Source organism: Actinomadura rupiterrae (assembly GCF_024172125.1).
GTDB lineage: Bacteria > Actinomycetota > Actinomycetes > Streptosporangiales > Streptosporangiaceae > Spirillospora > Spirillospora rupiterrae.
Genome location: NZ_JAMZEA010000005.1, coordinates 646,350 through 671,009, shown reverse-complemented (window position 1 = coordinate 671,009; position 24,660 = coordinate 646,350). Strand labels below are relative to the sequence as shown.

The window sequence follows — 24,660 nt, the reverse complement described above, 5'->3', positions numbered from 1 at the left end:
GTGTCGTACTCGCGCATCCACGTTATGCAGACCTGCCGCCCGAGGACGGTCGGGCGTTGCGCCCGGCCAGGCGGTGGTCGGGCCTCTCATCAGCGTCTCCGACGACACCTCTCGGGCCCGGTGACACCACCCCCCAGGTCATCGGTTCGACAGGGGGGAACAGTCATACCGGGCCCGGAGGCCAGCGGCCCTCTTGCAGGACCACGAAAAACATAACGGGGGCACCGTGCTTCACCTGGCGGAGTCCCGAGGTGGACAGCTTTGTGCGGAGGTGGGGGGCGCTATTGCGGGGGGTTTTCTTCCGCTGTGCGCAGTGCCTGGCCGGAGGCGGTTTTCAGGGTGTCGACCCAGGCGTCGAGGCGCCGTTTGAGCGTGGCGCTCGCGCTGCCGTAGGAGTTGTTGAGCTGGTACGGGTCGGTGGTCAGGTCGTACAGCTCGTGCTCGCCGGTGTCGTAGGCGACGTAGTTGAGGGGGTCGGCGATGCCGAGGGTGTTGGGTTTGGCGCGGAGGCTGGCGTAGACGGGGGCGCCGCCGGTGGCCAGTGCTTGGGCGTCGCCGGGGTCCTGGGGTTCCAGGAGGTTGGTCTGGGTGTTGGTGTTCAGTGTGCTGGGTCCGGCGTGCTCGTTCAGGAAGGCCAGGCGCCACGGGGTGGGGGTGACCCCCTTGAGGAACGGTACGAGGGATCGGCCGTCGACGAAATCCGGGGGTGTCACGCCGGCCAGTTGGGCGAAGGTCGGCGCGAAGTCGGTGTTGAGCGTGAAGGCGTTGACGGTCGCGCCGGCCGGAACGCCCGGTCCGCGGATGACGAGCGGGACGTTGAGGTCTTCCTCGTAGGCGGTGTTCTTGCCGGAGTTCAGCCGGTGCTGGCCCTGGTGGAATCCGTTGTCGGAGGTGAAGACGATATAGGTGTTGTTCAGGACGCCCTGTGCCTGCAGGGTGTTGATGGTGTTCTGGAGCAGGTCGGTGACCGACCGGAGCGATTCCCGGCGCCGCTCGTACAGGTTGTCGATGTTGGTGATCTGGGTCTGGTCGAGCAGCGGCTTGTCGCGTATCCAGGCCGGCTTGTCGCTCACGTCGGCTTCGTTGAACGACGGCGTCCGCGGCGCCTTGGCGTTCGGGTAGATGCCGTCATAGCGGGGCGGCGGGGTCGCCGGTCCGTGCGGGATGAACGGGGCGACGTAGGTGAAGAAGGGCTTGTCCGGATAGGTGGTCGTGGTGTTCTTGATGAAGGCGGACAGCTTGTTGGATATGACGTCGACGCCGTAGTCCGCTGCCGTGCTGCCGTAGTGCACGGTCGTCCCGTTGTCGTTGACGTCGTAGTTGTACTCGCTGTAGGGGCTTCCGCCATTAGGGCTGAACCACCTGGTCCAGCCGGGGGGAATGTAGGTGCTGCTGGGCGCCCCGTTGGGGTAGCCGTTCAGATACTTGCCGAAAAGCGCGGTACGGTACCCGGCGTCCTGGAGCCAGGTCGCGACCGTTGAACTCTCCAGCCCCTTGTTGTAGACGCTCTGGAACCCGCCCCCGGTGGCCGCGTCGTTGGTGAAGATCCCGGTGTTGTGGGCGCACTGCCCGCGCAGCGTCGACGTCCGGGACGGGCAGCAGAGGGAGAGTTCGACGAACTGCTTGGTGAAGGTGGTGCCCTGGCTGGTCAGGAGCGACTGGAGCCCGTCGTCCTTGGCGAAGACGTCCTCGTTGAGATCATCGGTCAGGATGAAGACGATGTTGGGTCGCCCCGTCGTGGCGGCCGAGGCCGACGGGCCCTTGAGGCGCGGGCCCGCGGAGACCGCCCCCGCGAGCAGTACGAGCGCCAGCAGCACTGAGGGGAGCGCCGGTCTCCGGCGGTACACCGAGAGCAATTTCATACTAACAAGGTAGGTAAAGTATATTTTAGCGTCAACGGCCTCATCCGGCCGGGCATGATCGGTGCGCCCACCGCCTGGACCTGTCCCCGGGCCCGTCCGACCACTGGTGTGATGCGGATCACTGATCATTCTGGACGCCGTCGTGAAATCGGCGGGGCGTGCGGGCAATCAGCGATGATCTTTCTCCGAAGGAAGGCATCCGAGCATGCACCTGACCCACCCCCCGCCCGCGGCGAGCGCCGGGGCCACCGCGTCCGGCGGGAGCGCGGCGTCCGGCGGCGCCGACCGTGAGGCGGACGTCGCGGGCGAAGCGGAGTCCGACGCGTCGGTGATCGAGAGGTCCCGGGACGAACCGGAGCTGTTCTCGCTGATCTTCGACCGGTACCACGCGCGGATCCACCGCTACGCGGCAGCGCGCCTCGGCGCGGCCGCCGCCGAGGACGTCACGGCCGACACGTTCCTGGCGGCCTTCGACCAGCGGCACCGCTTCGACCCGGCGCACTCCGAGGCGCGCCCGTGGCTCTACGGGATCGCGGCCAACCTGATCAGCCGGCACCGCCGCGCCGAGACCCGGTTCTACCGTGCGATGGAACGCACCGCCCGCCGCGACGACGAGCCCGGCCACGCCGACCAGGTCATCGACCGGACGGCCGCCGGGCAGCTGCACCCGACGCTCGCCCGCGGCCTGGCCCGGCTGTCCAAGGACGATCGCGCGGCGCTCACGCTGATCGCCTTCGCCGGGCTCAGCTACGCCGAGGCCGCCGTCGCCCTGGGCGTCCCGCCCGGCACCGTCGGCTCCCGTGTCAACCGCGCGCGCCGCAAGCTGCGCGCCGCCCTGAAGGCCGTGACCGATGAATGACCTGCGCCCTCTCCACCGCTACCATGACGCGCTGCCCGACCCCGACCCGAGCACCGTCGGGCGCATGCGCGCGCGTGTGAACGACCACCTGGACGGCCGGACCGCCGCGGTCGCGCCACGGCGTCGGATCCGTCCCGCCTGGGGGTTGGCCGTTGTCGGAGCGGCCGCCGCCGCGGTGGTCGCCACCGCCACGCTGGTCCCGGGGAACACCGGCACTGGAAGCACCCGGCCTGCCCCGCACGCGTCGGACGACTCCGGCCGGACGGTCCTGCTCGCCGCCGCCGAACGCGCCGCGACGCAGCCCACCGGGAAGTACTGGCGCGTCGTGACCACCAGCGACCGCCGGGACGCGCCCGTGGACGCCGAGTGGGTCACTCTCGACGGGCGGCGCTGGGTCGCCTACCGCGATCCCCAGCCGGCTCCTGGGCAGAAGCCCGGAGAACTGCTCAAGTCGAAGGGACTCGGGCCGATCGCGACCTCGGTCCTCGGCGAGAACCCGCCGCTGTCCCGGCTGCTGGCACTGCCGACCCAACCGAAGGCTCTCCGGGCCCTCGCCGAACGCAACGCCGGCAGGCCGGGGGACATCGAGAGCGTCACCGAGGCCCTGGTCGGTCTGCTGACCGACCAGCCCACCACCCCCGGGACCCGCGCCGCCGCCTTCCGGGCGCTGGCCGACGTCCCCGGGGTGCGGTCGCTCGGCCCCCAGACCGACTCGCGCGGGCGGAAGGGCACGGGCCTCGCGTTCGACTTCACCACGCCCGCAGGGCGGTTCCACAACCGGCTCGTCATCGACCCCCGCACGTCCCAGGTGCTGTCGAAGACGACGTCGGGCTACAAGAACAAGCGCCTGGTGAGCGGGACGCTCCTCTACCTGGCGACCGGCTGGACCAATGAAAGCCCGAGGATTCCGTGAAGCGCCTTTCCCAGGCCGCCCTGCTGGCGGCCGGTCTCGTCTTGCCCCTCGCGTCGCCCGCCCTGTCCGAAACCCGAGCCCACGCCCAGGCCGCGCCGGGCAGGGCCGCGTCCGGCGTCCGCGCCGGCGTGAAGACGGTGAAGCTGCCCACCGGCGACCGGGTCCGCGTCCGGAACGGCGCGGTCGTCGGCATCGATCCCGGGCCGGGCCGCGACCGCGTCTCCTTCCAGCAGGCCGGGCATGGCGACGACCTGGTCGTCCTGCCCTCGGACGCCGTCCAGCGCCGGATGGACCCGCGGCTGTTCAGGCTCAGCGGCTCGACCGCGCCGCTGCGGCGCACCGCCACCGCGGCGGCCGATCACGCTTTCACGCTCAACGTCCTCGGACGGCAGGGCGAACCCGTCACCGCCGCGGCGTTCGTGACCAGCCGCGACGACCCCGCGTTCGGGACGTGGCTCGTCCACGCCGGTGAAGAGGCGCGCCTGCCCGCCGGCAGGTACGCGGTGTCGGCCTTCGCCGGCACGGGCGGCCCGGACGACCCCCGCCTCGAACTCGTCGCACCGGACGTGCGGATCGACGGGGACAAGACGCTGACGCTCGACGGACGCCGTGCCCGCCGCGTCAAAGTGGGCGTCGCCCGGTCCACCGCCAGGGCGGGCGTCTGGACCGTCGGGACGTTCGTGAAGGCGGCGCCCGGGTCGGACCACGCCTACGACGGCAACGTGACGTTCCTGCCGGACGGTGCCGAGTTCTACGCGGATGTCGTCGATCCGACCCCCGACTTCGTCTTCGTCGCCCGGGGCGTCTTCACCGAACCGCACATCCGGGTCGATGCCGGTGGCGAATCGCCGTTCCCCGTGGACGTCAACTACGCCAGGGACGACGACGGGCAGGACTCGCCCCCGCTGCTCGGCGTCTTCGATCTCAAGGCGGTGAACGGCGGCGCGGGCACGCCGGACGATCTCAAGGACGCGGCGGGCGCCCTGGTCGTCCTCGATCCGTCCGCAGGCGGCGCCCCGCTTCCCGAGAAGGTGCAGAACGTCGCGAAAGCCGGTGGACGAGCCGTCCTGCTGGCCGGGACGGCGCCGTCCTACACCGGTGAGCTGGCGCTGCCGACCTTGGTGGCCTCGAACGACGCGGGCCCGCGGCTGAAGCGGCTGACCGAGACCGCCCCGGTTTCGGTCACGACGCACGGGATCGCGACCAGCCCGTACAGCTACAACGTCGTCCACCCGACGGTCGGCGGGATTCCGGACAACCCGGCCTACACCGACCGGGACGAGGACCTCGTGGCGGGCCGCGTCACCTACCGCGCCCCGGGAGCCCCCGGGAACGCGATCCTGGCGCCCGGCGCCGTCTTCGGCGACGTGGAACTCGGCAACCTCGGGGAGCAGATCCCCGTGCCGACCACCCGGACCGAGTACGTCACGCCGCTCGCCGGTCTCAAGTACGGCCGCGTCCTGATGGGCGCCGGGGACGGCGCGCCGTACGTGGCCTCCGGGTCCCGCGAGTACCGTCCGGGGGACCGGTTCACCGACACGATGTTCAAGGGCGTCATGGGCCCCTGGCTCGCGACCCCGCCCGCGCCGCTGAAGGGCGTCCTCCGTCCCGCGTGGATCTTCCGCAAGGGGGACACCATCGACGTGAACGTCCCGACGTTCACCGACGACGGTCCGGACCACACCGGAGGCAACTACGCCGACTCCGAGGCGTCCGCCGGACTGACCCGCCTCTACCGCAATGGCGCCCTGGTCAGCGAGAACACCGAGCCGGGCCAGGGCGCGTTCCAGGTCCCCGCCGAGCCGGGCGCGTACCGGCTCGACGTCGCCGCCAAGGTGGGCGACCCGCGCTGGCAGGCCACGACCGGCGTCCACACGTCCTGGACGTTCACCTCCGCCGGGACCAGCGCCACGACACCGCTCCCGTTGCTGTCCGTCCGCTTCTCGCCCTGGCTGAACGACCTCAACCAGGGACCCGCCGGTAAGGACGTCGCCATCCCCGTCAGCGTCGAGCACCAGGCAGGATCGTCCGCGTCCCCGGTCACGTCGCTCGTCGTGAAGGCGTCCTTCGACGACGGCGCGCATTGGAACCCGCTACCGCTGGTCCGCGACGGTGACCACTGGGTCGTCCGCCTACGCAACCCCAGCCGCGGCCCCGTCTCCCTCCGCGCCGTCGCCCGCGACGCCGCAGGCACCACCATCGACCAGACCATCGACCACGCCTACACAGTGAAATAGCCCCCACAATTGCCCGGCCGCCCCGAAGCGGCCGGGCTCTCCACATCCCCGCAGGGGCGGGTGCAGTTCTCCCGTGGAGGGAGAACTGCACCCGTTCGGGTCAGGACCAGGTGGTGTTGATCCAGGGTTCGCAGGTGTCGGCGCTCAAGTGATTGGTGTCCCATTTGCAGGCGCTCCAGGAGAACGGAAGGGACGCCGAGCGTGGGCCGGATACCGAGAGGGACCTTTCCACGGGGTCGCAGTCGCCGTGGAGGTAGGCGACTCCGCCGCTGAGGCTGCCGTCAGGGTTCCTGCCGACCCACTTGACGTAGATGCTCCAGCCGTCACCGCAGAACAGGTCCTTGATGGTGAAGGAGTTCTGACCTTTGCTGGGGTTCGCCGATCCGCTGTTGAACCAAGCCTCGCCCGCCAGGTTGCCGGCGGCGTGGTAGACGAATTCGTGAGTGGTCCCGCCGTTGGCGGCCTGGGCCGTTGTCACGCCGGCCGTCGCCGTTGCCGCGAGGAGGCAGGTCAGGAACAGACCTGTTCTGGTAAGGGGGCGGATGCCGATTTTGTGCATGGGGATCTCCCTGCTGGTTGGGGCGTAACCCATGTATGGACCGTGGATTGTCCAGAACCAAGCGATCTGGACAAACGCGCCGGCGCCGTTTGTCCAGCGGTCACTGCCCAGGGGGATCTCGCCCGTGGGATCGAGGCGCAGCTCCGTCCCGAGCTCCCCGCGATGGATGAGCTGACCGGGGCGACGGATCAGGTAGAGCAGCCATCCTCCACAGCGTGGGGGCGTAGCCGGAGTGCGTAGCTGACTTGTCTGGGTGTGTTGGCATTGGTCATGGCTTGGTTTGAGGCGGGGTGCGGGGGCAATTCGCTCGTAGTGATGGGTGGGCGTTTCGTTGCCGGGGTGGGGGTGGGTGGGGCGTTTATAAAGAGTCCGTCCTGCTGATCTACTGATGGGCTCACAACATGTTCCAGACCGCTGTGCGGGTCGTTGCCGCTGCCTGTTTCGTCTCGGTCGTCCCAGTCGCCGCCTCGTCGGCGAATGCCTCGCCGGTCGTATCGGCCTCTGGGCGGGCGGCCGCGGAGGACGATCTGACCAGTGCTTGTGGGCCGGTCAGGAGTTATCGGGCCTGGGACTGGTGGCGGACGACGACCGAGCCGCAGATCGCCCGGACGGTCGCGTCCGCGGCGGCGAAGGAGCACTGGCAGTGGCGCAAGGACGTTAACGCGCTCTGGCGGGGGGACACGCGGGAGACCGTGGAGGCGATCTTCCACGACGGGTTCACCCCGCGGGGCGACCAGGTGACGCCGCTCGCCGAGTACATCGTCAAGGGCGGCGGGCAGACCAGCGCCCACCTGAGCACCAGCTGCGAGAAGTGGGTGGCGCAGAAGTTCGCCACCTACGGGGCGGCCAAGACGGGCTGGGTCTACGAGATCTACGCGCCCGGCGGCATCGACGTCAATGCCACCGCGCGCCGGAACGACTACCAGTCCCCGTACCTGTGGAACAAGGAGATCGACCTCCCGGGAGGCGTCAAGGGCCGGTACATCAAGGGCGCCTGCAAATACCACCTGACGCACACCGACCCGAAGACGAAGATCAGCACCTTCGAGAACCTCGGCTGCAAGTCCAACCCCGATTTCGCGCCCTATCGCGAGCGCACCCGCTGAGCCCCTGCTTCGGCCCTGGCCCCGTGGCCAGGGCCGTGCTTATGCGCGGGTGAAGAGCGCGGGCGCCGAGGTGGCCGCCGGTGACGGCGCAGGGCAGACGTCGCCGTGGCCGCCCAGGTACTTGGTCGCGCTGTGCAGGACCATCGAGGCGCCGAGGTCGGTCGTCGCTTGCGCGACAGGCTTCCTGACCCCTTCATTCGGATGGGCAAAGTGCTCAGCGCGCGCAAGTGGGCTGGGGCCGTTGTTGGCCAGTGGGCGGTGTGGTGGGGGAGGGATTGGTAGCGTCGCGCGAATGGGGTCACGGTGGGATTCGGTATTTCGAGGTAAGGGGATGGCGGGAGTCGCCGGGGTGTTTTTCGGTGGCCTCGTCCTGCTTGGCGGGTGGAACGAGCTGAACAAGGAGTCGGTGGATTGCGGCGGCAAGAAGATGCTGCAGGGGGATCGGTGCGTGAGCACCACCAACGGCCACCGGACCGGCGAGAACGGCTATGACGAGCAGCGGTCGGACAACCACTTGGAAGCGGCGCTGACCATGGGTGGCGGGGCGGCCGTGGCTTGCGGCGGGCTCCTGTATCTCGGGTTCGTGGTGTACCAGGCCGGGAAGGCCGCGCCCTTGCCGGTGGGGCCGTCCTCGTACGGGGCACTGCCGCCCTTCCCGCCTTCGCCCGGGGGCGATGCCCCTTATCCACCCGATGATGGGCGTCGGCCTCAATAGCCGGTGCTGAGGCGTTACAAGCGGTTGGTGGTTGTGGTGATGGGGGTTACCTGGGGGAGGCGGGTGTCGGTGGAGGTGGTGGGGACCAGGCGGGTGACCGACTCGGGCATTGCGCCGATGGTGAATGTGCGGGTGGACGGTCCGACCGTGACGGCGCCGAAGGACGCTTCGGACGGTACCTGGTCAGGAAGGGGGATGATGTGGGAGCCCGCGTCTAGGCGGCCGTCGAAGATGCGCAGGGTTGTGCTCTTGGGTTCCGGCGGGGTGAACGTGCCGAACCAGGTGTCGATGGTGACGTCGGCGGGGGCGTCGAGTGTCAGGCGCACCGAGCGGTGGGCGGCGTCGTAGTCCGCTTCGAGCGGTTCGGTGGAGTCCACCTCCTGGACCTGCGCGGCCAGGAGGCCGGCGATTCCGCTCAGGCCCTGGATGATCGTCACGCCCGGGTTGCGTTCCGAGACGTCCGCGCGCAGGCGGCGCTTCGTCTCGGTGGGGACCATGCCGCCGATGACCAGGAGGTCGAGTCCGGTGACGTCGTAGTCGTCGAGGACCTGGTCGAACTGGTTGGTGCCGTCCGCGGAGTAGCCCCTGGCCCGCAGGATGTCGACGGCTTCTACGAGTACGCCCGGGCTGCGCCCGACGATCAGAACGCGACCGACCCGCTTGTTCGGTGAGGTGCTCACTGGGGGCTCCTGCCTGTCGATGTTGGTACGGCCAACATAAGCAATGTTGGCCCGACCCACAACTGTTAGGCTGGACACGTGCCCACGCCCCATCACGACACCTGCCGCGCCCCGGCCCGGATCGAAGGACGCGCCACCTGGCAGGTCGGCCGGGCGCAGGCGCGCGCCGCGGGGCTGCTGAGCTCCGGATTCGAGGCCCATGGCGACGGGCTGCGCGGCTACCACTACCGGCTCCTCGCCGCGCTGGAGGAGTGGGGCCCCGCGAGCCAGGCCGACCTCGGCCGCAGGACGGGCATCGACCGCAGCGACGTCACCGCCGCCCTGAACGAGCTGGAGTCGCGCGACCTGGTCGCGCGCTCGGTCGACCCGGCCCACCGGCGCCGCAACATCGTCACGATCACCCCGGCGGGCATCGAAAGGCTTCTCGCGCTGGACGAGGTCGTCGACGGCGTCCAGGAGGCGTTCCTCGCGCCGCTGACGGCCGCCCAGCGCCGCCAGTTCCTGGCCCTGCTGTCACGAATCAACGACGCGCAGGCGCCACGAATCAATGACGCGCAATGCTGACGCCGATGTGGAATGCCGCCGTGGTCAGTCCTGCGGCGGAAGGCCGATGAGTTCGCAGTAGGTTTCGGCTACCGATGCCGGATCGAGCGAGCCTTCCTGGTGGTACCAGCGATGGCTTTCGCTGACCATGTTCAGAATCGCGAAGGTCAGGACCGAGGACGGTGCGTCCGGCAGCTTTCCGAGCGCCTGGACCTTTTCGACGACCCGGCGGACGGCGGCGACGAATTCGCGCTCGTCACGCTGGACCTCCTCGGCGACCGCCGGTTCGAGCCACCGCTGCTCGCTCCGGTAGACGGCGAAGGTGAGGTGGTTCGCGATGACCGCCGCCGTGAAGCGGGTGATGATCGCCCGCAGCTGCGCGACCGGATCGGTGCCCGCCGCCAGACCGTCGCGCAGCGCGGTGGTCATGTCGCGGTCGACCTGGAGCGCGATCTCGCGCAGCAGGTCCGCCTTCGAGCCGACGTAGTGGTAGATGGACGGCTGGCTGAGGCCGAGCTGCGCCGCGATCTCCTTGGTGGTCCCCTTGCCGTACCCGCGGGACGAGAAGACGGCGGCGGCGCCGTCGAGGATGCGGCGCCGCTTTTCCTCCCACGCCGATTCCCTTTCGGGCTGACTCGACGCAGCCACGTTCCGGCCTCCCGCGATCGGTTCCGTCGAAGTCGACCATGTCAGCCTAGCGTCCGCGGAGCGAGACCAAGACCCCGCAGGATCGCGGCGACATCGCGGATCACTCCTCCGCGGCCAGGGTGCGCAGTGCCCGCACGTCGATTTTGTTCGCGGCCGTCCTCGGCAGTCGATCCACCAATCGGACGGCCCGGGGCTGTTTGTAGTGCGCCAGGTTCGCCGTGCAATAGGCGGCCAGCGCCGCTTCATCGAGCGCCTTACCGCGGTCGGTGACGACGAACGAGACGGGGCGCTCCCCGCGCCGGTCGTCCGGTACGCCGACCGTCGCGGCTTCCACGATTCCCGGGTAGCGGCAGAGCGTCTCGTCGATCTCGCGCGGGTACACGTTGAACCCGCCGACGATGATCATGTCCTTCCTGCGGTCGACGATGAAGAGGTAGCCGTCCTCGTCGAGATAGCCGATGTCGCCGGTATTGAGCCAGCCGTCGACGAACGCGCCGTCCCCCTGCGCCGGGTCGTGGTAGCCGATCGTCATGTGGGGCGCCCGGACCTGGATCTCGCCCGCCTGGCCCGCGCCCGCGAGCCGGGACGGGTCCTCCAGATCGACCACCCGGACCTCGACCGAGGCGGCGGGCGGGCCGACCGAGCCCGGACGCGGCGGCACGTCCCACCGGTTGCAGGAGATCGGGGCCAGCTCGGTCATGCCGAACGCCTCGCGGATCGGCACACCCGTCCGGTCCAGCCAGCGGTCGTGCAGCGCGGCGGAGAACCTCGAACCGCCGCCGGGGCAGACGCGCAGCATGCGCAGGTTCGCGCGGCCCGTGTGCTCGGACGACAGCAGGCCCGCGTAGATCTCGGCCGGGCCGCCGCCGAAGACGGTGACACCGTGGTCGCGGATCGCCAGCGCCACCGCGTCGGGCTTGAACCGCCGGCAGGTCACCACCGTCGCCTGGCCGTACACCGGGTTGAGGATGCCCATCAGCAGCCCCCAGATGTGGAACGACGGCGCCACGTTCAGCCAGACCTCCGCGCCGGGCCGGGTCGGCCAGCACGCCTCCATGCCCTGGACGGTCAGCATCAGCGTCCGGTGGGTGTGGTCGACGCCCTTGGGCACGCCGGTCGTCCCGCCGGTGAACATCATCGTCGCCGGACGGTCCGGGGGCGGCAGCAGGTCGTCGGAGATGGCGAGCGTCGCGTCGGCCTGCCAGGCGCCCAGGGATAGGTCGCCCTCGCCGACCAGGAGGAATCCGAGACCGAGTGACTCGGCCGCCGCGGCGGCGCGTCCGGCTTCCTCGGGCGCGCCGGCCGACGCGAGCACGAGGTTCGCCCCCGACCGTTCGAGGAGGAGCCGCAGCTCGCGGTCGGTGAAGGCGGGGTTCATCAGGGCGACCTGCGCCCCGGCCATCCAGGCGGCGAAGGCCGAGACCGACAGCTCGGGTCCGTTCGGCATGAGCAGCGCGACGGCGCGGCCCTCCGCGACCCCGCCGGACATCCGGCGCGCCAGGCCCGCCGCCGAGCGGCCCAGCTCCGCGTACGACATCGTCCGGTCGTCGCACACGATCGCCGTCCGGTCGGGCGCGTCGGCCATCGCCCGCCGCAGGCACTCGACCATGCTCGCGGACGGCTCGCGCCCCGCGCCGGCCGGCATGCCCTCGGTGTTCACAGCGGCCACCACAACCTCCAGTGGAGCAGGTACAGGTCTTTCGAAGTCCTCACGGACGGTCGGACGGAACGGTCGGAAGGGACGGTCGGTCGAGCAGCCGCATGGCAGCGCGGCGCTCGGGTTCGGCATGCGGGACGGCCCGCAGGAGTGCCAGCGCGGCGTCGTACTCGGCACCGAGCGAGGCTATGGCCTCGGCCATCGTCTCCGGACGGCGGACCGCCCCGACGCCCTCGCCGGCCGACCACACGTCCCGCCACGCCTTGGATTCCGCGATCGCACCCGAGAAGTCGATCCCGGCCGCCCCGCCGGAGCCGGCCGCCGCGGTGTGCCGTCGCAGGCTCTCGCTCAGCCAGTTCGCGGGGACGCCGGTCACGGTGTCCGAGGTGGTGATGTCGGAGATCTCCGCCTCGATCACCATCTGCCGGTGCCCCTCGTCCGCGCGGCTCTCCGCCGTGGCGAGCAGCCGGGTGCCGACGTTCACGACGTCCGCGCCGAGGACGCGCATGGCGAGGACGCCCGCGCCCGAGCAGACCGCGCCGCCGGCGATCAGCGGCCCGTCCCAGAACTCGCGGATCGCGGTGACCAGCGCGAAGGGGCTGTACCTCCCGGTGTGCCCGCCGGCTCCCGCGCAGACGGCGGACAGGCCGTCCGCGCCCGCGTCGATGGCCCGGCGGGCCTGCTCCGGGGTGCTGATGTCGGCGAACACCAGCCCGCCCCAGCCGTGCACGGCGTCCAGCGCGCGCCGCGGGGACCCGAGCGCCGTGATCACGAGCGCCGGCGCGGCCTCGCGCAGCAGCGCCAGCTCGGTGTCGAGCCGGTCGTAGGTGCGGTGGACGATGAGGTTGACCCCCCACGCGCCGCCGCCCGCCCCGGCGGTGATCCCGTCGATCATGACGCCCAGGTCGTCGACGGTGCGCGCGTTGGCGGCGGGGAACGCGCCGATGATCCCCGCCCGCGCGGCCGCCGTGACCATCTCCGTCCCCGAGACCAGGAACATCGGCGCCGCCATGACCGGAATCCGCAGCGCGCCGGCCAGCTCGGCGAAACCCTGCCGGTCCGTCATCGCGCGGCACCGAGTTCCGGCTGGGTCGCGGCGTCGAGCACCTTGCGGGCCCGGCGGACGAGGTGGGGGGCGTCGATCGCCAGCACGGCCGTCGGGCGACCGCCGCGCGTCCAGGTCACCGACCATCCGGACCGGGCGTCCGTGCCGTTCCGCGCCGTGCCGTTCCCGGCCGTGCTGTTCCCGGCTGTGCCGTTCCCCGCCGTGCTGTTCCCGGCTGTGCCGGTCTCCGCCGGGCTGATGTCGGCCGTGTCGCCGGGATCGTGGCGTCCCACGTAGTGGAGGCTGTGCCCGAGCTGGTGCGACCAGAAGTAGGGGAGCGGGTCGTAGGTTTCGGCGCTGCCGAGGATGTTCCGGGCCGCCACCTGGGCGGATTCGGCCGCGTGGTGCCAGTGTTCGAGGTGCATGTCGACTCCGTATCGGGACGAGCGCCACGCGACCGCGTCGCCCGCCGCGTAGACGCCGGGCAGGGGGGTGCGCAGGTACTCGTCCGTGCTGATGAAGCCCGCCGGGTCGAGGACGACCTGCATCCCGCGCAGCCAGGACGTCGCCGGCTCCCCGCCGATCGCGGCGACCACCACGTCGGCGGGACGGAAGCCGGTGTCGCTCAGCAGCACCCCGGCGGGGGTGGTCTCCAGGACGCGGGTCCCGATCGTCAGCTCGACCCCGCGCTCGCCGTACCAGCCCCGGACCGCGTCGAGGACCGCGGCGGGGGCCGCGTCCAGGGCGGGCCCGAACTCGGGACCGACGACGGCGACCCGGCATCCGGCGGCGGCCGCGGCCGTCGCGACCTCGGCTCCGATCAGTCCCGCGCCGGCGATCAGGACGTTCCGCCCCGGTACCAGTTCGGCGCGCAGCCGGACGGCGTCGTCCAGCGTCCGCAGCACCCGGGCGGGCGGCGCGCCGGGACCGGCGGGCAGCCGCCGCGCCCGCAGGCCGGGCGCCAGCACCGCCGCGTCGAAGGGGACGCTCCCGGTCTCCGTGAGGACCTCGCCGCGGCGGATCCCGACCGCGGCGGTCGCGGTGCGCAGGTCGACGTCGAGGTAGTCGAGCCTCGGGTTGAGCGCGGGCTCGAACGACGCGTCCGACAGCAGCTCCTTCGACAGCGGCGGACGGTCGTACGGCGCCTCCGGCTCCCGCGTGACCATCGTGATCCGGCCCTGGTAGCCGCACGAGCGCAGCGTCGCGACCGCGGTGTGGCCGGCCAGGCCGCCGCCCACGACGACCACGGCGTCCGGGTGCGTCATCGGGGTCCCTCCTCTCGGGCCGGACGGGCGGGATGCCGCCGACCGCGGACTTCCAGCCCGCCGTCGCTCGCCCAGACCGCGCCGGTGACGAATCCGGTGTCCTCGGAGGAGGCCAGCGCGACGTAGAGTCCGGCGTGGTGGTCCGGCTCGCTGACGAACCCCAGCGGGACCGTCCTGGCGATGCCGTCGAGCGACCGCGGCTCGTCGCGCAGGCGGCGGTCCCCGCCGAGGTCCCCGACGCCGGTCAGGCCAGTGCGGGTGGCTCCCGGAGCGATGCCGTTCACGCGCACGTCGGGTGCCAGCTCGTAGGCCAGCTGCCGGACGAGCCCGACCACCGCGTGCTTCGACGCCACGTACAGCGCGCCGCCGCCCCCGGCGAACGACCCGCTGGACGAGCCGGTGAGGATGACCGAGCCGCCGCCGTCGCGCAGCGCGGGCAGCGCCGCCCGGACGCCGAGCAGGTACCCCAGCACGTTGGTGGCGAACAGCTCGTGGAAGGCGCCGGACAGCTCGGTGAGCTCCAGGTCCGCGAGCCTCGCGCCGTAGTCGTACACGCCGACGTTCCCGACGTAGACGGTCAGCCGCCCGAACACGTCGAGCCCGCACTGGGTGGCGGCGACGTGCGCGGCGGGATCGCGGACATCGCCGGCGAGGGCCGCGACCCGGCCGGGGTGCGCGGCCTCCACCGCCTTGGCGAGCCCGGCGTCGCGTTCGAGGACGACGACGTCCGCGCCCTCGCGCACGTACCGCTCGACCACGGCCCGTCCGATGCCGTCCCCGCCTCCGGTGACGAGGGCGACCTGCCCTTCGAGCCGTCCCGGTGCCTTTCTTTCGAGCCGCCCCGACGCCGTTCCTTCCGGCCGTTCTGGCGGCCGGTCCTCCTGCCCGCCCATCAGAAGAAGGTGTTGATGTTCTTGGCGGGCAGGGTCGCGTGGCTCAGCACGACCTTGCGCGCGGCGATGCGGAGGCGGCCTTCGACGCGCCGCAGCCGGTCGGTCCGCCGCCCGTACAGGACGGCCGAATCGGTGCTCCCCTGGCCGCGGTGGTTCACGAAGACCGAGCGGACGGTCAGCTCGTCCGGTGCCTCGCCCGCCTCGACCTCGACGTTGGAGACGACGTGCAGGTGCCGGGTGGCCGGGTCCTCGGCCCAGGCGGTCGGCGCGGTGAAGCGGTCCACGCGGTGCCGCAGGTCGGCGATGGTGTCGTCGAAGTACGCCATGCGTTCCGGCGCGTGGGTTCCGGAGCGGTCGTGGCGGCTGCGGTTCTCGATGCCCGGCACCCAGTAGGTGGCGTCCTCGGTGAACAGCGCCAGCCATTCGGGATAGCGTTCCTCGTCCAGGAGCCGCGCCTCGCGCGCCACGAACTGCAGCACCTCGACATAGAGGCCCGCGTCCACGCGGTCGGCCGTTTCGAGGACGGTGGCCGGGGTCGTGGCCGGGGTCATCGCGCGTCCTCCGTTTCCAGGACGCCGTCCCAGCCGGCCGAGTTCATCATCTTCGCCCACTGCCGGTAGAAGGCCCGCTGGTTGGCGTCGTTGATCTGCCCGCGGTGGACGTTGCCGGGCAGCTCCGGATGGTCGATACGGCTCTCCATGCCGAGCCCGTAGTGCAGCGGCTGCCGGCGGGTCACGACCCCCCGGTTGCTGTGCGTGGCCCCTTCCCAGTTCTCGCCGTCGTCCATCTCGAAGACGCCGGACGGGGAGAACGTCAGCATCGCGCCCTTCTTCCAGGCGTCCTTGACCTCCTGCGGGGCGTCGCGGTTCACCAGGACCCACGTCCGCAGCTCGGTCCTGTGCGGGCCGAGCGGCTGCCAGGTGCGGAAGGTGTTCTGGCCGGGCAGGAACGAGAAGTTGGGGAAGACGTTCGCCGAGCTCACCGAGCCGACCATCCTCGCCCGCACCGGACCGAGCCTCTCCTCGAACCGGCTCCGGTGCTCGCGCAGGTAGTCCACGACGCGCCGGTCGCCGATCGTGGCCGCGTTGCCGACGGAGTCGAGGTTGAACTCCCAGCAGTGGCCGTTGACGTTGACGTGGTAGCTCTCGTTGGACGGGTCGCCGAGCGCGGCGACCGGCCCGCCGAGCATCGCCTCGGCTCCGGAGGCGTGCGTCCATCCGGCGTGCAGCGCGTCCCCGGCGAAGTTCTCGGCGGCGAGCTTCCAGTTGCAGCCGAGGACCGACGAGATGCAGCCGCCCGCGAACTCGGTGCCGCCGGGGTCGTTGTCGAGCATGACGTCCAGGTAGAACCTGAAGTCGCCGAGGAACTCGGCGAGCGGGGGCGCGTCCGGATCGAAGGTCGCGAACAGCAGGCCCTTGTACCCGTCGAGCTGCGCCACGGGGGTGAGGCCCAGCTCCGACCGGTCGAAACCGGGTTCGCGGTCGTAGGCGCCGGACTCGTGCATGCCGCGCAGCGACCCGTCCAGGCCGAAGGACCAGCCGTGGTAGTTGCAGACGAACCCGCGCGCCTCGCCGGCCTCCGCCGAGCAGACGCGGTTCCCGCGGTGCGGGCAGCTGTTCAGGAACGCCGCCACCCGGCCGTCCCGCTTGCGGACGACGATCACCTCGTCCTCGCCGATCCTGGTGGTGAGGAACGAGCCGGGCTTCGGGAGCTGGCTCTCGTGCGCGACGAACACCCAGGCGCGGGCGAAGACGCGCTCCAGTTCGAGCCGGTAGACCTCCTCCGACCAGAAGATCTCGCGGGGCAGCCGGCCCTCGTCCAGCATGCGCAGGTCGAGCGCCATCGGCGCGGTCGTCCTCATCGTTCGTCACCTCCGTTGCCGTTGCTTTTCCTGTGCACGTGGATGCGGCCGTCCTCGACCGTCACCGCGAAGGTCTCCAGCGGACGGGTCGCCGGGAAGCACAGCGGGCGCCCGGTGCGGACGTCGAACTCCGCCCAGTGCACCGGGCAGACGATCGTGTGCCCTTCCAGCTCGCCCTCCGACAGCGACGCGGTGGCGTGGGTGCAGGTGTCGGACGTCGCGTAGATCTCGCCGTCGATGCGGTAGACCAGCAGCGGAGGCCAGCCGTCCGGAGCCATGCGGACCATGTCGCGGCCGTCGAGCGCGCCGACCGGCCCGAGATCGACCGCGGCGGACGTCCCGGCGATCACGAGGCGATCCCTTCGGCGGTGTCATCCCTCTCGGCGACGTCGCCCGTCCCGGCCCGGACGAGTTCGACGAAGCCGAGGCCGGTGATCCATTCCGGGACGGCCTCGTAGGCGATGACGCCCCCGGCGCACGGGCCGAGCGCGGCCATGGCGGCGACGAAGTTCCGGATCTCCAGGCCGCCGTTGCCGCCGTTCTCGCGGATGTAGTCGTCGCTGAACGAGACGAGGGTCTCCACGTCCCCGGCGGTCACCAGGTCGAGCACCCGCCGGTCGAACCGCTCGTTCACCCGGCCCATCTCGGGGGTGCCGACCCAGTGGCTGATGCCGCCGCTGCCGATGACGACGACGCGCTCGTCCGCGTCCCAGCTCTCGACGGCGTCCTTCAGGTTCGCGCCGATCTGCGCGGCCCGGGGGAGCGGCAGGAGCGGTTCGACCCCGCAGGCCAGGTAGATCGGGATCACCGGGAGATCGGTGTCCGCGCCGATGCGGAAGTAGGGGATCGCGACCGAGTGGTCGACGGTGAGCGAGTCGGCGACCGCCCAGTCGATTCCGGTGCGGTGCCCGTGGTCCACCAGGTGGCGGGCGAGGGGCTTGTTGTCCGGGAACGGCCGCCGGCGCATGCCGGGGAGGCGTTCCAGCGGGCCTTCGACGTCCCCGCTGCCGATCAGCGCCTGCGGCAGGCAGCCGGGGCCGAAGAGCAGGTAGTGGTCGGTGCCGATGATGATCAGCGTCGTCGCGGCGAGGCCCGCGACCCGCCGTGCCACCTCGTCGTACGCCGCGGCGATCCGGTCCCGGACCGCCTCGGACGGCGCGTGCGGATCGGTGATGACCATCGGGTCGTGCGGCACGAGGAAGCCGCCCACCAGCTCAGCCACGGTCGGGCTCCTTCCGGAGGGAGAGGGTGCGGTTCCCGTCCAGCTCGGAGAGGTAGCCGGACAGGCTGCGGTCGCCGAAGGTCATCCACATCCCCCACAGCAGCATCGGGTTGGCGCCGCATTCGAGCAGCACCGGGAGGTCCACGTAGCCGACGGCCCAGCGCTCCTCCGGGGAGAGCCGGTACCGGTCGAGGAACCCGTCGGCGTCGGACAGGAAGCCGGCGCGGGCCTGCCGGTCGGCGACGATGTCGTAGAGCGCCTTGTCCACTCCTGATCGGCTCATCTCACAACCCGCCCAGGAACGCGCGGACCTCGCGCAGGAAGCCGTCGGGCCGCTCCAGCTGCACCCAGTGGCCGCACTGCGCGAAGACCTTCAGGTCGGCGTTCGGCAGGTTGCGCGCGGCGCGCCAGGCCAGCTCGACCGGGATGACGCGGTCCTCCCTGCCGTGCAGGATCAGCGTCGGCTGCCCGATGGTGCGGAGCGACTCCTCCTGGACGCCCCGGACCGGCGTGCCCGCAGGGCCGGGTTCGGGGATGAGGCGGCGGAACGCCTCCTGCGCGCCCGGCCGGGCGCTGGCCTCGTACCGGCTCCGGACCATCGCGTCGGTGACCAGGGCGGGCTCGTGCGGGAAGAGCGTCAGGATCCGGCGCATCTCCGCCTCGTCCGGCTCGTAGTGCCAGCCGGAGCGGAGCCCCTCGGTCATCTCGAACGTCCCGACCGGGGTGCCGAGCAGGACGAGGCCGTCCACCCGGTCCGGGTGCCGCAGCGCCGCGGCGAGCGACAGGCCGCCGCCGAAGCTGTTGCCCAGCAGGGTCGCCGAGGGCAGCTCCAGCGCGTCCAGCAGCTCGACGAGCTGGCGCACCCAGAGCTTGATCCCGTACGCGGTGCCCTCGGGACCGACCGAGGCGCCGAAGCCCGCTATGTCGGGCGCGACCACCTGGAAGTCCCGGGCGAGCTCCGGGATCAGTCCGGACCAGTTCGCCTCGGCCGAGACCCCGGGGCCGGATCCGTGCAGCAGCACGACGGGACGGCCCGAGCCCGCCGTCAGGACCTTGGTCGGCACCCCGCCGGCCGTGACGACGCGCGTCCGCACGCCGGGGCGGTCGGCAACGCTCTGTGCCAAGGAGCTGGTTGGCATGGAAGCGACCCCTTCCGGAGATTCGATCGATTGATTGATCGAACGATAAATCCGCCTTTCGCCCGACGTCAAGCGGCACCGGGAGCCGACGACGTGTCAGTGCGTGGTCACGGCCGGGCGGCGCGGGGTCAGGGCAGGGCGGCGCGGGGTCAGCGCGGGGCGGCGCGGAGGCGGCGCGGGGTCAGTGCGGCGCGGGGTCAGTACGGCGTCGGCGCGGTGCGGCGCGCGAGGATGGACTGCACGCCGGACGCGGCGGCGCGGACCGGGGCGTGGTGGTCGGCGGGACGGAACCGGGTCGTCGGCCCGGTCACCGAGATCCCGGCGACCGGCAGGCCGTCGGCGCCGAGGATCGGCGCGGCGACGCAGGCGATCCCGGCCGCGGACTCCTCGAACTCGAACGCGATGCCGTCCCGCAGGACGCGGTCCAGCTGGGCGCGCAGCAGGCCCGGCGCGACGATCGTGCGGGGCGTCCGCCGGGGCAGGGGACCGGACAGGATCCGCTCCACGGTCGCGGGTGCGCAATGCGCGAGCAGGACCCGCCCGATCGCCGTGCAGTACAGCGGCATCCGGCCGCCCACCCGGGACGGCGCGGGCACCTGGCGGTGGCCGCCGATCTTGCTGACGTAGACGACCTCGTCGCCGTCCCGCACGCCGAGGTGCACGGTCTCGCGGGTCCGGGCGTACAGGTCCTGCATGAACGGGACGGCGACCTCCAGCAGCGTCCGCTCGACGGACGCGCGCAGCCCGAGCTCGAACAGCCCGCGGCCGAGGCCGTACCCCGCCGGTGACGAGGCGAGCAGGCGCGCGGCGACCAGGTCCCGGCACATCCTGTGCACGGTCGCCTTCGGCAGCCCGGTCCGCCGGGCCAGCTCGGACAGGCCGACGGCGCGGTCCTCGGGGCCGAACGCGTCCAGGATCAGCATGACCCGGCCCAGCACCGAGCGCGGATCCAAGTCTGCGGTCATGGGCGCCTCGTTTCGTGCGTCCGGTCCATCCAGCGGACCGGAGGTGGTGCGCGGGCCGCCACGGCTGGGGTGGACTGACCGGCGCCTCACGGTACGCCACGAAAGGAGGCCGCCTTGTCACCGGTCACGTCCCAGGTGGACGAAACGGTCGTCGCCGAAGCGGCGCGGCGGTTGGCGGACGCCGCCGCGTCCCGCCGTCCCTGCGCGCCCCTGCGGGACCTCATCGAACCGGACGACGTGCACACCGCCTACCGCGTCCAGGAGCAATTCAACCTCCTCCGGGCCGGGCCCGGAGCGGAGGTGGTCGGCCGGAAGATCGGTGCGACCTCGGAGGCCGTCCAGCGGCAGCTCGGCGTGGACCGGCCGGACTTCGGCGTCCTGTTCGCCGACATGGCCTTCGGCCAGGACGGCGCGATCCCGATCGAGCGCCTGCTCCAGCCGCGGGCGGAGGCCGAGATCGCGTTCATCCTCGGCGCCGACCTCGCCGACGGGCCGCTGGACGACGTCCAGTGCCGGCGGGCGGTCGGGGCGATGGCCCCAGCGCTGGAGGTCGTCGACAGCCGGATCGCCGGCTGGGACATCTCGTTCGCCGACACCGTCGCCGACAACGCGTCCAGCGGGGTGTTCGTGCTCGGCGAGGAGCGCCGGTCCCTGGACGAGCTGGAGCCCGCCGAGGTGACCATGCGCATGGAGATCGACGGCGAGACGGCGTCCACCGGGACCGGGCGGGCCTGCCTCGGCGACCCGCTGCACGCGCTGTCGTGGCTGGCGCGGCAGGCCCGCGACTTTGGCGACCCGCTGCGTGCCGGGCAGGTGATCCTCTCCGGAGCCCTCGGCCCGATGCGCCCGGTCTCCGCGGGTGCGGTCGTCGACGTCCACATCCCCGGACTCAGCCATGTGTCGGCGTCCTTCGAAGGTAAGGCAGAGCGTTGAGCGACAGAAGGGCAGAGCGTTGAGCGACGGAGTCCGTACGAAGGTGGCGGTCATCGGATCCGGGAACATCGGGACCGACCTGCTCGTCAAGCTGCTGCGCCGGTCCCGGCTCCTCGAACCGGCCGCCATGGTCGGCATCGACCCGGCGTCCGACGGGCTCGCGCGGGCGGCCGCCCTGGGCGTCCCGGTGACCCACGAGGGCGTCGAGGGGCTGGTGGCGATGACCGGCTTCGACGAGATCGGCATCGTCTTCGACGCGAGGTCGGCGAAGGCGCACCTGGAGAACCACGCCCGGCTCGCGCCGCTGGGCAAGCGGCTGATCGATCTGACCCCGGCCGCGATCGGCCCGTTCGTCGTGCCCGCGGTCAACCTCAAGGAGCACCTGGACGCGCCGGTCGTGAACATGGTGACGTGCGGCGGCCAGGCCACCATCCCGATCGTGGCGGCCGTCTCGCGCGTCGCGCCCGTCGCGTACGCCGAGATCGTCGCGTCCATCGCGTCCCGCTCCGCGGGCCCGGGGACGCGGGCCAACATCGACGAGTTCACCGAGACGACCGCGCACGCGATCCAGGCCGTCGGCGGAGCCGCGCGCGGCAAGGCGGTCATCATCCTCAACCCGGCCGAACCGCCGCTGATCATGCGCGACACGGTCTACTGCCTCGTGGACGCCGCGGATCCCGCGAGCCACGACCGGATCCGCGCGTCGGTCGAGCTGATGGTCGCCGAGGTCGCGGCCTACGTGCCGGGCTACCGGCTCAAGCAGGACGTCCAGATCGACCCGATCGCGCCCGGCGAGCCGGTCCACACCCTGCTGGCCGAGGACGCCGCGACCGTCCCGACCCACCGCGTCTCGGTGCTCCTCGAAGTCGAGGGAGCCGCGGACTACCTGCCCGCATACGCCGGCAACCTCGACATCATGACCTCGGCCGCGGTCCAGGTCGCGGAGCGCATCGCGCAGGCGCGGGCCGAGGCTCCGGCGCGGAAGGAGAACGCCCGATGAGCCCCACCGCCCTCTTCGTCCAGGACGTCACGCTGCGGGACGGCATGCACGCCGTCCGGCACAGGATCAGCCCCGAGAGCGTTGGGCGCATCGTGGCCGCGCTCGACGCCGCCGGTGTGGACGCCATCGAGGTCGCCCACGGCGACGGCCTCGCGGGCGGATCGGTCAACTACGGGCCCGGGTCGCACAGCGACTGGGCGTGGATCGAAGCGGCCGCGGCCAACGTGGACCGCGCGCGCCTGACCACGCTGCTGCTGCCCGGCGTCGGCACGGTCGACGACCTGCACAGGGCGTACGACCTCGGCGTCCGGTCCGTCCGCGTCGCGACCCACTGCACCGAGGCGGACGTCGCCGCCCAGCACATCGCGACCGCCCGCGAAATGGGCATGGACGTCGCGGGCTTCCTGATGATGAGCCACATGGCACCGGTCCCTGAGCTGGCCGCCCAGGCGAAACTGATGGAGGGCTACGGCGCGCACTGCGTCTACGTCACCGACTCCGGTGGGCGGCTGACGATGGACGGCGTGCGCGAGCGTGTTCGTGCCTACCGCGACGTCCTCGACGAGGGGACCGAGATCGGCATTCACGCGCATGAGAACCTCTCGCTGTCGGTCGCCAACTCGGTGACCGCCGTCGAGAACGGCGCCGTCCGCGTGGACGCGTCCCTCGCCGGGCACGGCGCGGGTGCCGGGAACACGCCGATCGAGGCGTTCATCGCGGTCGCGGACCTGCTGCGATGGCAGCACGGCTGCGACGTCTTCGCCCTTCAGGACGCGGCCGACGACCTCGTCCGTCCCCTGCAGGACCGTCCGGTCCGGGTGGACAGGGAAACGCTGACGCTGGGCTATGCCGGGGTGTACTCCAGCTTCCTCCGCCATGCCGAAACCGCCGGTGAGCGCTACGGCATCGATGTGCGCACCCTGCTCATGGAAGCCGGTCGCCGCGGCCTGGTCGGCGGCCAGGAGGACATGATCGTGGACATTGCGCTGACCCTGACCGCCGCCGGTTCCCGCTGAATTCCGTTCGCACGCACTGAATTTCCGTTCGCACGCAAAGACGCGGGACGCCGGACGGCGGCCCGCGCCTTTGCCTCCACGGTGACCGGGGTCGTCCCGGCCTTACGCGTGCTGCTGGATGGCCTTCTCGATCTCCGGGTAGGTCTTGCCCTTGGTCTCGGGGACCTTCTTCAGGATGAAGATGAGGGTGACCAGGCAGAGCGCGCCGAACACCCAGAAGGTCTCGCCCTGGCCGATGCCGTTGGACATGGGCAGGAAGGTCTGGCTGACCAGGAAGTTGGCGAGCCAGTTGACCATGGTGCCGAGGCTGGCGGCCTCGGCGCGCACCTCGGGCGGGTAGATCTCGGAGTTGAGCGTCCAGAAGATCGGGCCGAGGCCGATGGCGAACGCCATGATGTAGACGGCGATGGAGCAGAGCGCGGCGATGCTGGACGTGGTGCCGTGCAGGGCGGTGAACGCCAGGCCGAGCGGGATCGTCGCGATGAGCATCAGCGACGCCGAGGCGATCAGCAGCGGCCGGCGGCCGAGGGTGTCGGTGAGCTTCAGCGCGACCAGGGTCATCAGCAGGTTGACCACGCCGATGATGATCGAGTACCAGAGCGAGTTCGAGGCGTTGAGGCCCGTCTTCTCCATGATGGTCGGCGCGTAGTACATGATCGTGTTGATGCCGGACAGCTGCTGGAGCGCGGCGAGCCCGACGCCGATGACCAGGGCCGGGCGGATGACGGGCGACTTCCACAAATCCTTGTAGCTCTTGCGCTTCTCGGATTTCGGCGCCGCCTTGCCGAACGACTTGACGACCCCGTCCACCTCGCTCTCCGGGTAGAGCTTGCGCAGGACGTTCTTGGCGTCCTCGACGCGTCCGTGGGTGGCGAGCCAGGCGGGGCTCTCGGCCGAGCCCGCCATGCCGAGCGCCATCGCGACCGACGCGATCACGCCGACGCCGAACATCATCCGCCAGTTGCCCGAACCGGAGAAGGCCAGGTCGACGATGTAGGAGACGAGCAGGCCGATCGTGACCATCAGCTGGTGGCACGAGGTGAGCAGGCCGCGGATCTTGGCAGGCGAGATCTCCGACAGGTAGACCGGCACGATCGCCGAGGCGGCGCCGACGCCGGCGCCGAGGATGAGCCGGGCCAGCAGCAGCACCCAGACGTCGGGCGCCAGTGCCGCCATGAGCAGCCCGATGGTGAAGATCACCCCGGTGGCGACGAGGGTCTGGCGGCGTCCGAACCGGTCGGCGACGTCGCCGGCGAACGGGGCGGTGGCGGCCGCGCTGAGCAGCAGGACGCTGACGACCGCGCCCTGCATGAAAGCGTTGAGGTGGAAGTCCTGGCGGACGAACAGAATGGCGCCGGAAACGACGCCGGTGTCATATCCGAACAGGAAGCTGCCCAGCGTGGCGAAGAAGGCCCACGTGAACAGCGACCTCTTCTTGTGTTCGGCGGACACCGGTTTGTGCGTGGCCGTGGCCGTGCCGCCGATAGCGTGATATTGGGCCACCAGGATTCCCCCGAATCTGGCTCGTGGGTGATCGACAAC

25 protein-coding genes are annotated in these 24,660 nt (G+C 71.4%); 9 read left to right on the top strand and 16 right to left on the bottom strand.

What is annotated here, in order from left to right:
* Nucleotides 1-281: 281 nt before the first annotated feature.
* Nucleotides 282-1,862: a sulfatase family protein gene (locus FHU30_RS19910; protein WP_253877736.1), complete on the bottom strand. Its 1,581-nt coding sequence runs from the start codon at nucleotides 1,860-1,862 to the stop codon at nucleotides 282-284.
* A gap of 205 nt (nucleotides 1,863-2,067) precedes the next feature.
* Here FHU30_RS19910 and FHU30_RS19905 point away from each other — a divergent pair, with 205 nt between their 5' ends.
* From FHU30_RS19905 to FHU30_RS19895, 3 genes are all read left to right on the top strand, one after another.
* Nucleotides 2,068-2,721 carry an RNA polymerase sigma factor gene (locus tag FHU30_RS19905; protein WP_253877734.1) on the top strand — a complete coding sequence of 218 codons (654 nt, stop codon included), beginning with the start codon at nucleotides 2,068-2,070 and terminating at the stop codon, nucleotides 2,719-2,721.
* A 64-nt stretch (nucleotides 2,722-2,785) separates the two neighbouring features.
* On the top strand, nucleotides 2,786-3,634 hold the full coding sequence (locus FHU30_RS19900; protein WP_253877733.1) for a CU044_5270 family protein: 849 nt from the start codon (nucleotides 2,786-2,788) through the stop codon (nucleotides 3,632-3,634).
* Entirely contained in the window at nucleotides 3,631-5,871 is a 2,241-nt protein-coding gene (locus FHU30_RS19895) for a protease-associated domain-containing protein (RefSeq protein ID WP_253877731.1), read from the top strand. The genes FHU30_RS19900 and FHU30_RS19895 overlap by 4 nt, the downstream gene beginning before the upstream one ends.
* Nucleotides 5,872-5,971: 100 nt before the next feature.
* On the opposite strand, the gene FHU30_RS19890 is transcribed toward FHU30_RS19895, so the two are convergent.
* Entirely contained in the window at nucleotides 5,972-6,430 is a 459-nt protein-coding gene (locus FHU30_RS19890; protein ID WP_253877729.1) for a hypothetical protein, read from the bottom strand.
* Between the two features lie 401 nt (nucleotides 6,431-6,831).
* Here FHU30_RS19890 and FHU30_RS19885 point away from each other — a divergent pair, with 401 nt between their 5' ends.
* Entirely contained in the window at nucleotides 6,832-7,536 is a 705-nt protein-coding gene (locus tag FHU30_RS19885) for a scabin-related ADP-ribosyltransferase (RefSeq protein ID WP_253877728.1), read from the top strand.
* A 331-nt stretch (nucleotides 7,537-7,867) separates the two neighbouring features.
* Nucleotides 7,868-8,251, top strand: coding sequence for a hypothetical protein (locus tag FHU30_RS19880; protein ID WP_253877726.1), 384 nt, complete (start codon nucleotides 7,868-7,870; stop codon nucleotides 8,249-8,251).
* Nucleotides 8,252-8,265: 14 nt separating this feature from the next.
* Here FHU30_RS19880 and FHU30_RS19875 read toward each other — a convergent pair whose 3' ends face one another.
* Nucleotides 8,266-8,931: a hypothetical protein gene (locus FHU30_RS19875; RefSeq protein WP_253877725.1), complete on the bottom strand. Its 666-nt coding sequence runs from the start codon at nucleotides 8,929-8,931 to the stop codon at nucleotides 8,266-8,268.
* Nucleotides 8,932-9,009: 78 nt separating this feature from the next.
* Here FHU30_RS19875 and FHU30_RS19870 point away from each other — a divergent pair, with 78 nt between their 5' ends.
* Nucleotides 9,010-9,495, top strand: coding sequence for a MarR family winged helix-turn-helix transcriptional regulator (locus FHU30_RS19870; RefSeq protein ID WP_253877724.1), 486 nt, complete (start codon nucleotides 9,010-9,012; stop codon nucleotides 9,493-9,495).
* 24 nt (nucleotides 9,496-9,519) lie between these two features.
* Here FHU30_RS19870 and FHU30_RS19865 read toward each other — a convergent pair whose 3' ends face one another.
* The 12 genes from FHU30_RS19865 to FHU30_RS19810 form a co-directional block, all read right to left on the bottom strand.
* On the bottom strand, nucleotides 9,520-10,122 hold the full coding sequence (locus tag FHU30_RS19865; RefSeq protein ID WP_253877723.1) for a TetR/AcrR family transcriptional regulator: 603 nt from the start codon (nucleotides 10,120-10,122) through the stop codon (nucleotides 9,520-9,522).
* Nucleotides 10,123-10,222: 100 nt separating this feature from the next.
* A complete protein-coding gene (locus FHU30_RS19860; RefSeq protein ID WP_253877722.1) occupies nucleotides 10,223-11,791 on the bottom strand; it encodes a class I adenylate-forming enzyme family protein in 1,569 nt (522 codons plus the stop codon).
* Between the two features lie 40 nt (nucleotides 11,792-11,831).
* Complete coding sequence (locus FHU30_RS19855) at nucleotides 11,832-12,845, bottom strand: NAD(P)H-dependent flavin oxidoreductase (RefSeq protein ID WP_253877720.1); 1,014 nt, start codon at nucleotides 12,843-12,845, stop codon at nucleotides 11,832-11,834.
* A complete protein-coding gene (locus FHU30_RS19850) occupies nucleotides 12,842-14,089 on the bottom strand; it encodes an FAD-dependent oxidoreductase (protein WP_253877718.1) in 1,248 nt (415 codons plus the stop codon). The genes FHU30_RS19855 and FHU30_RS19850 overlap by 4 nt, the downstream gene beginning before the upstream one ends.
* Nucleotides 14,086-14,982, bottom strand: coding sequence for an SDR family NAD(P)-dependent oxidoreductase (locus FHU30_RS19845; protein ID WP_253877716.1), 897 nt, complete (start codon nucleotides 14,980-14,982; stop codon nucleotides 14,086-14,088). Before FHU30_RS19845 ends, FHU30_RS19850 begins: the two co-directional genes overlap by 4 nt.
* On the bottom strand, nucleotides 14,982-15,533 hold the full coding sequence (locus FHU30_RS19840; protein WP_253877714.1) for a 3-phenylpropionate/cinnamic acid dioxygenase subunit beta: 552 nt from the start codon (nucleotides 15,531-15,533) through the stop codon (nucleotides 14,982-14,984). The genes FHU30_RS19845 and FHU30_RS19840 overlap by 1 nt, the downstream gene beginning before the upstream one ends.
* Nucleotides 15,530-16,843 (bottom strand): aromatic ring-hydroxylating oxygenase subunit alpha, encoded by a 1,314-nt coding sequence (locus FHU30_RS19835; RefSeq protein WP_253877712.1) that lies wholly within the window; start codon nucleotides 16,841-16,843, stop codon nucleotides 15,530-15,532. Before FHU30_RS19835 ends, FHU30_RS19840 begins: the two co-directional genes overlap by 4 nt.
* Entirely contained in the window at nucleotides 16,840-17,193 is a 354-nt protein-coding gene (locus tag FHU30_RS19830) for a non-heme iron oxygenase ferredoxin subunit (protein ID WP_253877711.1), read from the bottom strand. The genes FHU30_RS19835 and FHU30_RS19830 overlap by 4 nt, the downstream gene beginning before the upstream one ends.
* Entirely contained in the window at nucleotides 17,190-18,065 is an 876-nt protein-coding gene (locus FHU30_RS19825; protein ID WP_253877709.1) for a DODA-type extradiol aromatic ring-opening family dioxygenase, read from the bottom strand. The genes FHU30_RS19830 and FHU30_RS19825 overlap by 4 nt, the downstream gene beginning before the upstream one ends.
* Nucleotides 18,058-18,348 (bottom strand): hypothetical protein, encoded by a 291-nt coding sequence (locus FHU30_RS19820; protein WP_253877707.1) that lies wholly within the window; start codon nucleotides 18,346-18,348, stop codon nucleotides 18,058-18,060. The genes FHU30_RS19825 and FHU30_RS19820 overlap by 8 nt, the downstream gene beginning before the upstream one ends.
* A 1-nt stretch (nucleotide 18,349) precedes the next feature.
* Nucleotides 18,350-19,189, bottom strand: coding sequence for an alpha/beta fold hydrolase (locus tag FHU30_RS19815; RefSeq protein ID WP_253877705.1), 840 nt, complete (start codon nucleotides 19,187-19,189; stop codon nucleotides 18,350-18,352).
* A gap of 212 nt (nucleotides 19,190-19,401) precedes the next feature.
* On the bottom strand, nucleotides 19,402-20,169 hold the full coding sequence (locus FHU30_RS19810) for an IclR family transcriptional regulator (protein WP_253877703.1): 768 nt from the start codon (nucleotides 20,167-20,169) through the stop codon (nucleotides 19,402-19,404).
* Nucleotides 20,170-20,283: 114 nt separating this feature from the next.
* Here FHU30_RS19810 and FHU30_RS19805 point away from each other — a divergent pair, with 114 nt between their 5' ends.
* Genes FHU30_RS19805 through dmpG form a run of 3 tightly spaced genes read left to right on the top strand, consistent with a single transcriptional unit; the run spans nucleotide 20,284 to nucleotide 23,118 of the window.
* Nucleotides 20,284-21,102, top strand: a complete 819-nt coding sequence (locus FHU30_RS19805; RefSeq protein ID WP_253877701.1) for a 2-keto-4-pentenoate hydratase — start codon at nucleotides 20,284-20,286, stop codon at nucleotides 21,100-21,102.
* 43 nt (nucleotides 21,103-21,145) lie between these two features.
* On the top strand, nucleotides 21,146-22,102 hold the full coding sequence (locus FHU30_RS19800; RefSeq protein ID WP_308211342.1) for an acetaldehyde dehydrogenase (acetylating): 957 nt from the start codon (nucleotides 21,146-21,148) through the stop codon (nucleotides 22,100-22,102).
* A complete protein-coding gene (gene dmpG / locus FHU30_RS19795) occupies nucleotides 22,099-23,118 on the top strand; it encodes a 4-hydroxy-2-oxovalerate aldolase (protein ID WP_253877698.1) in 1,020 nt (339 codons plus the stop codon). The genes FHU30_RS19800 and dmpG overlap by 4 nt, the downstream gene beginning before the upstream one ends.
* A 102-nt stretch (nucleotides 23,119-23,220) precedes the next feature.
* Here dmpG and FHU30_RS19790 read toward each other — a convergent pair whose 3' ends face one another.
* Nucleotides 23,221-24,621 (bottom strand): sugar porter family MFS transporter, encoded by a 1,401-nt coding sequence (locus FHU30_RS19790; protein WP_253877697.1) that lies wholly within the window; start codon nucleotides 24,619-24,621, stop codon nucleotides 23,221-23,223.
* Nucleotides 24,622-24,660 lie beyond the last annotated feature (39 nt).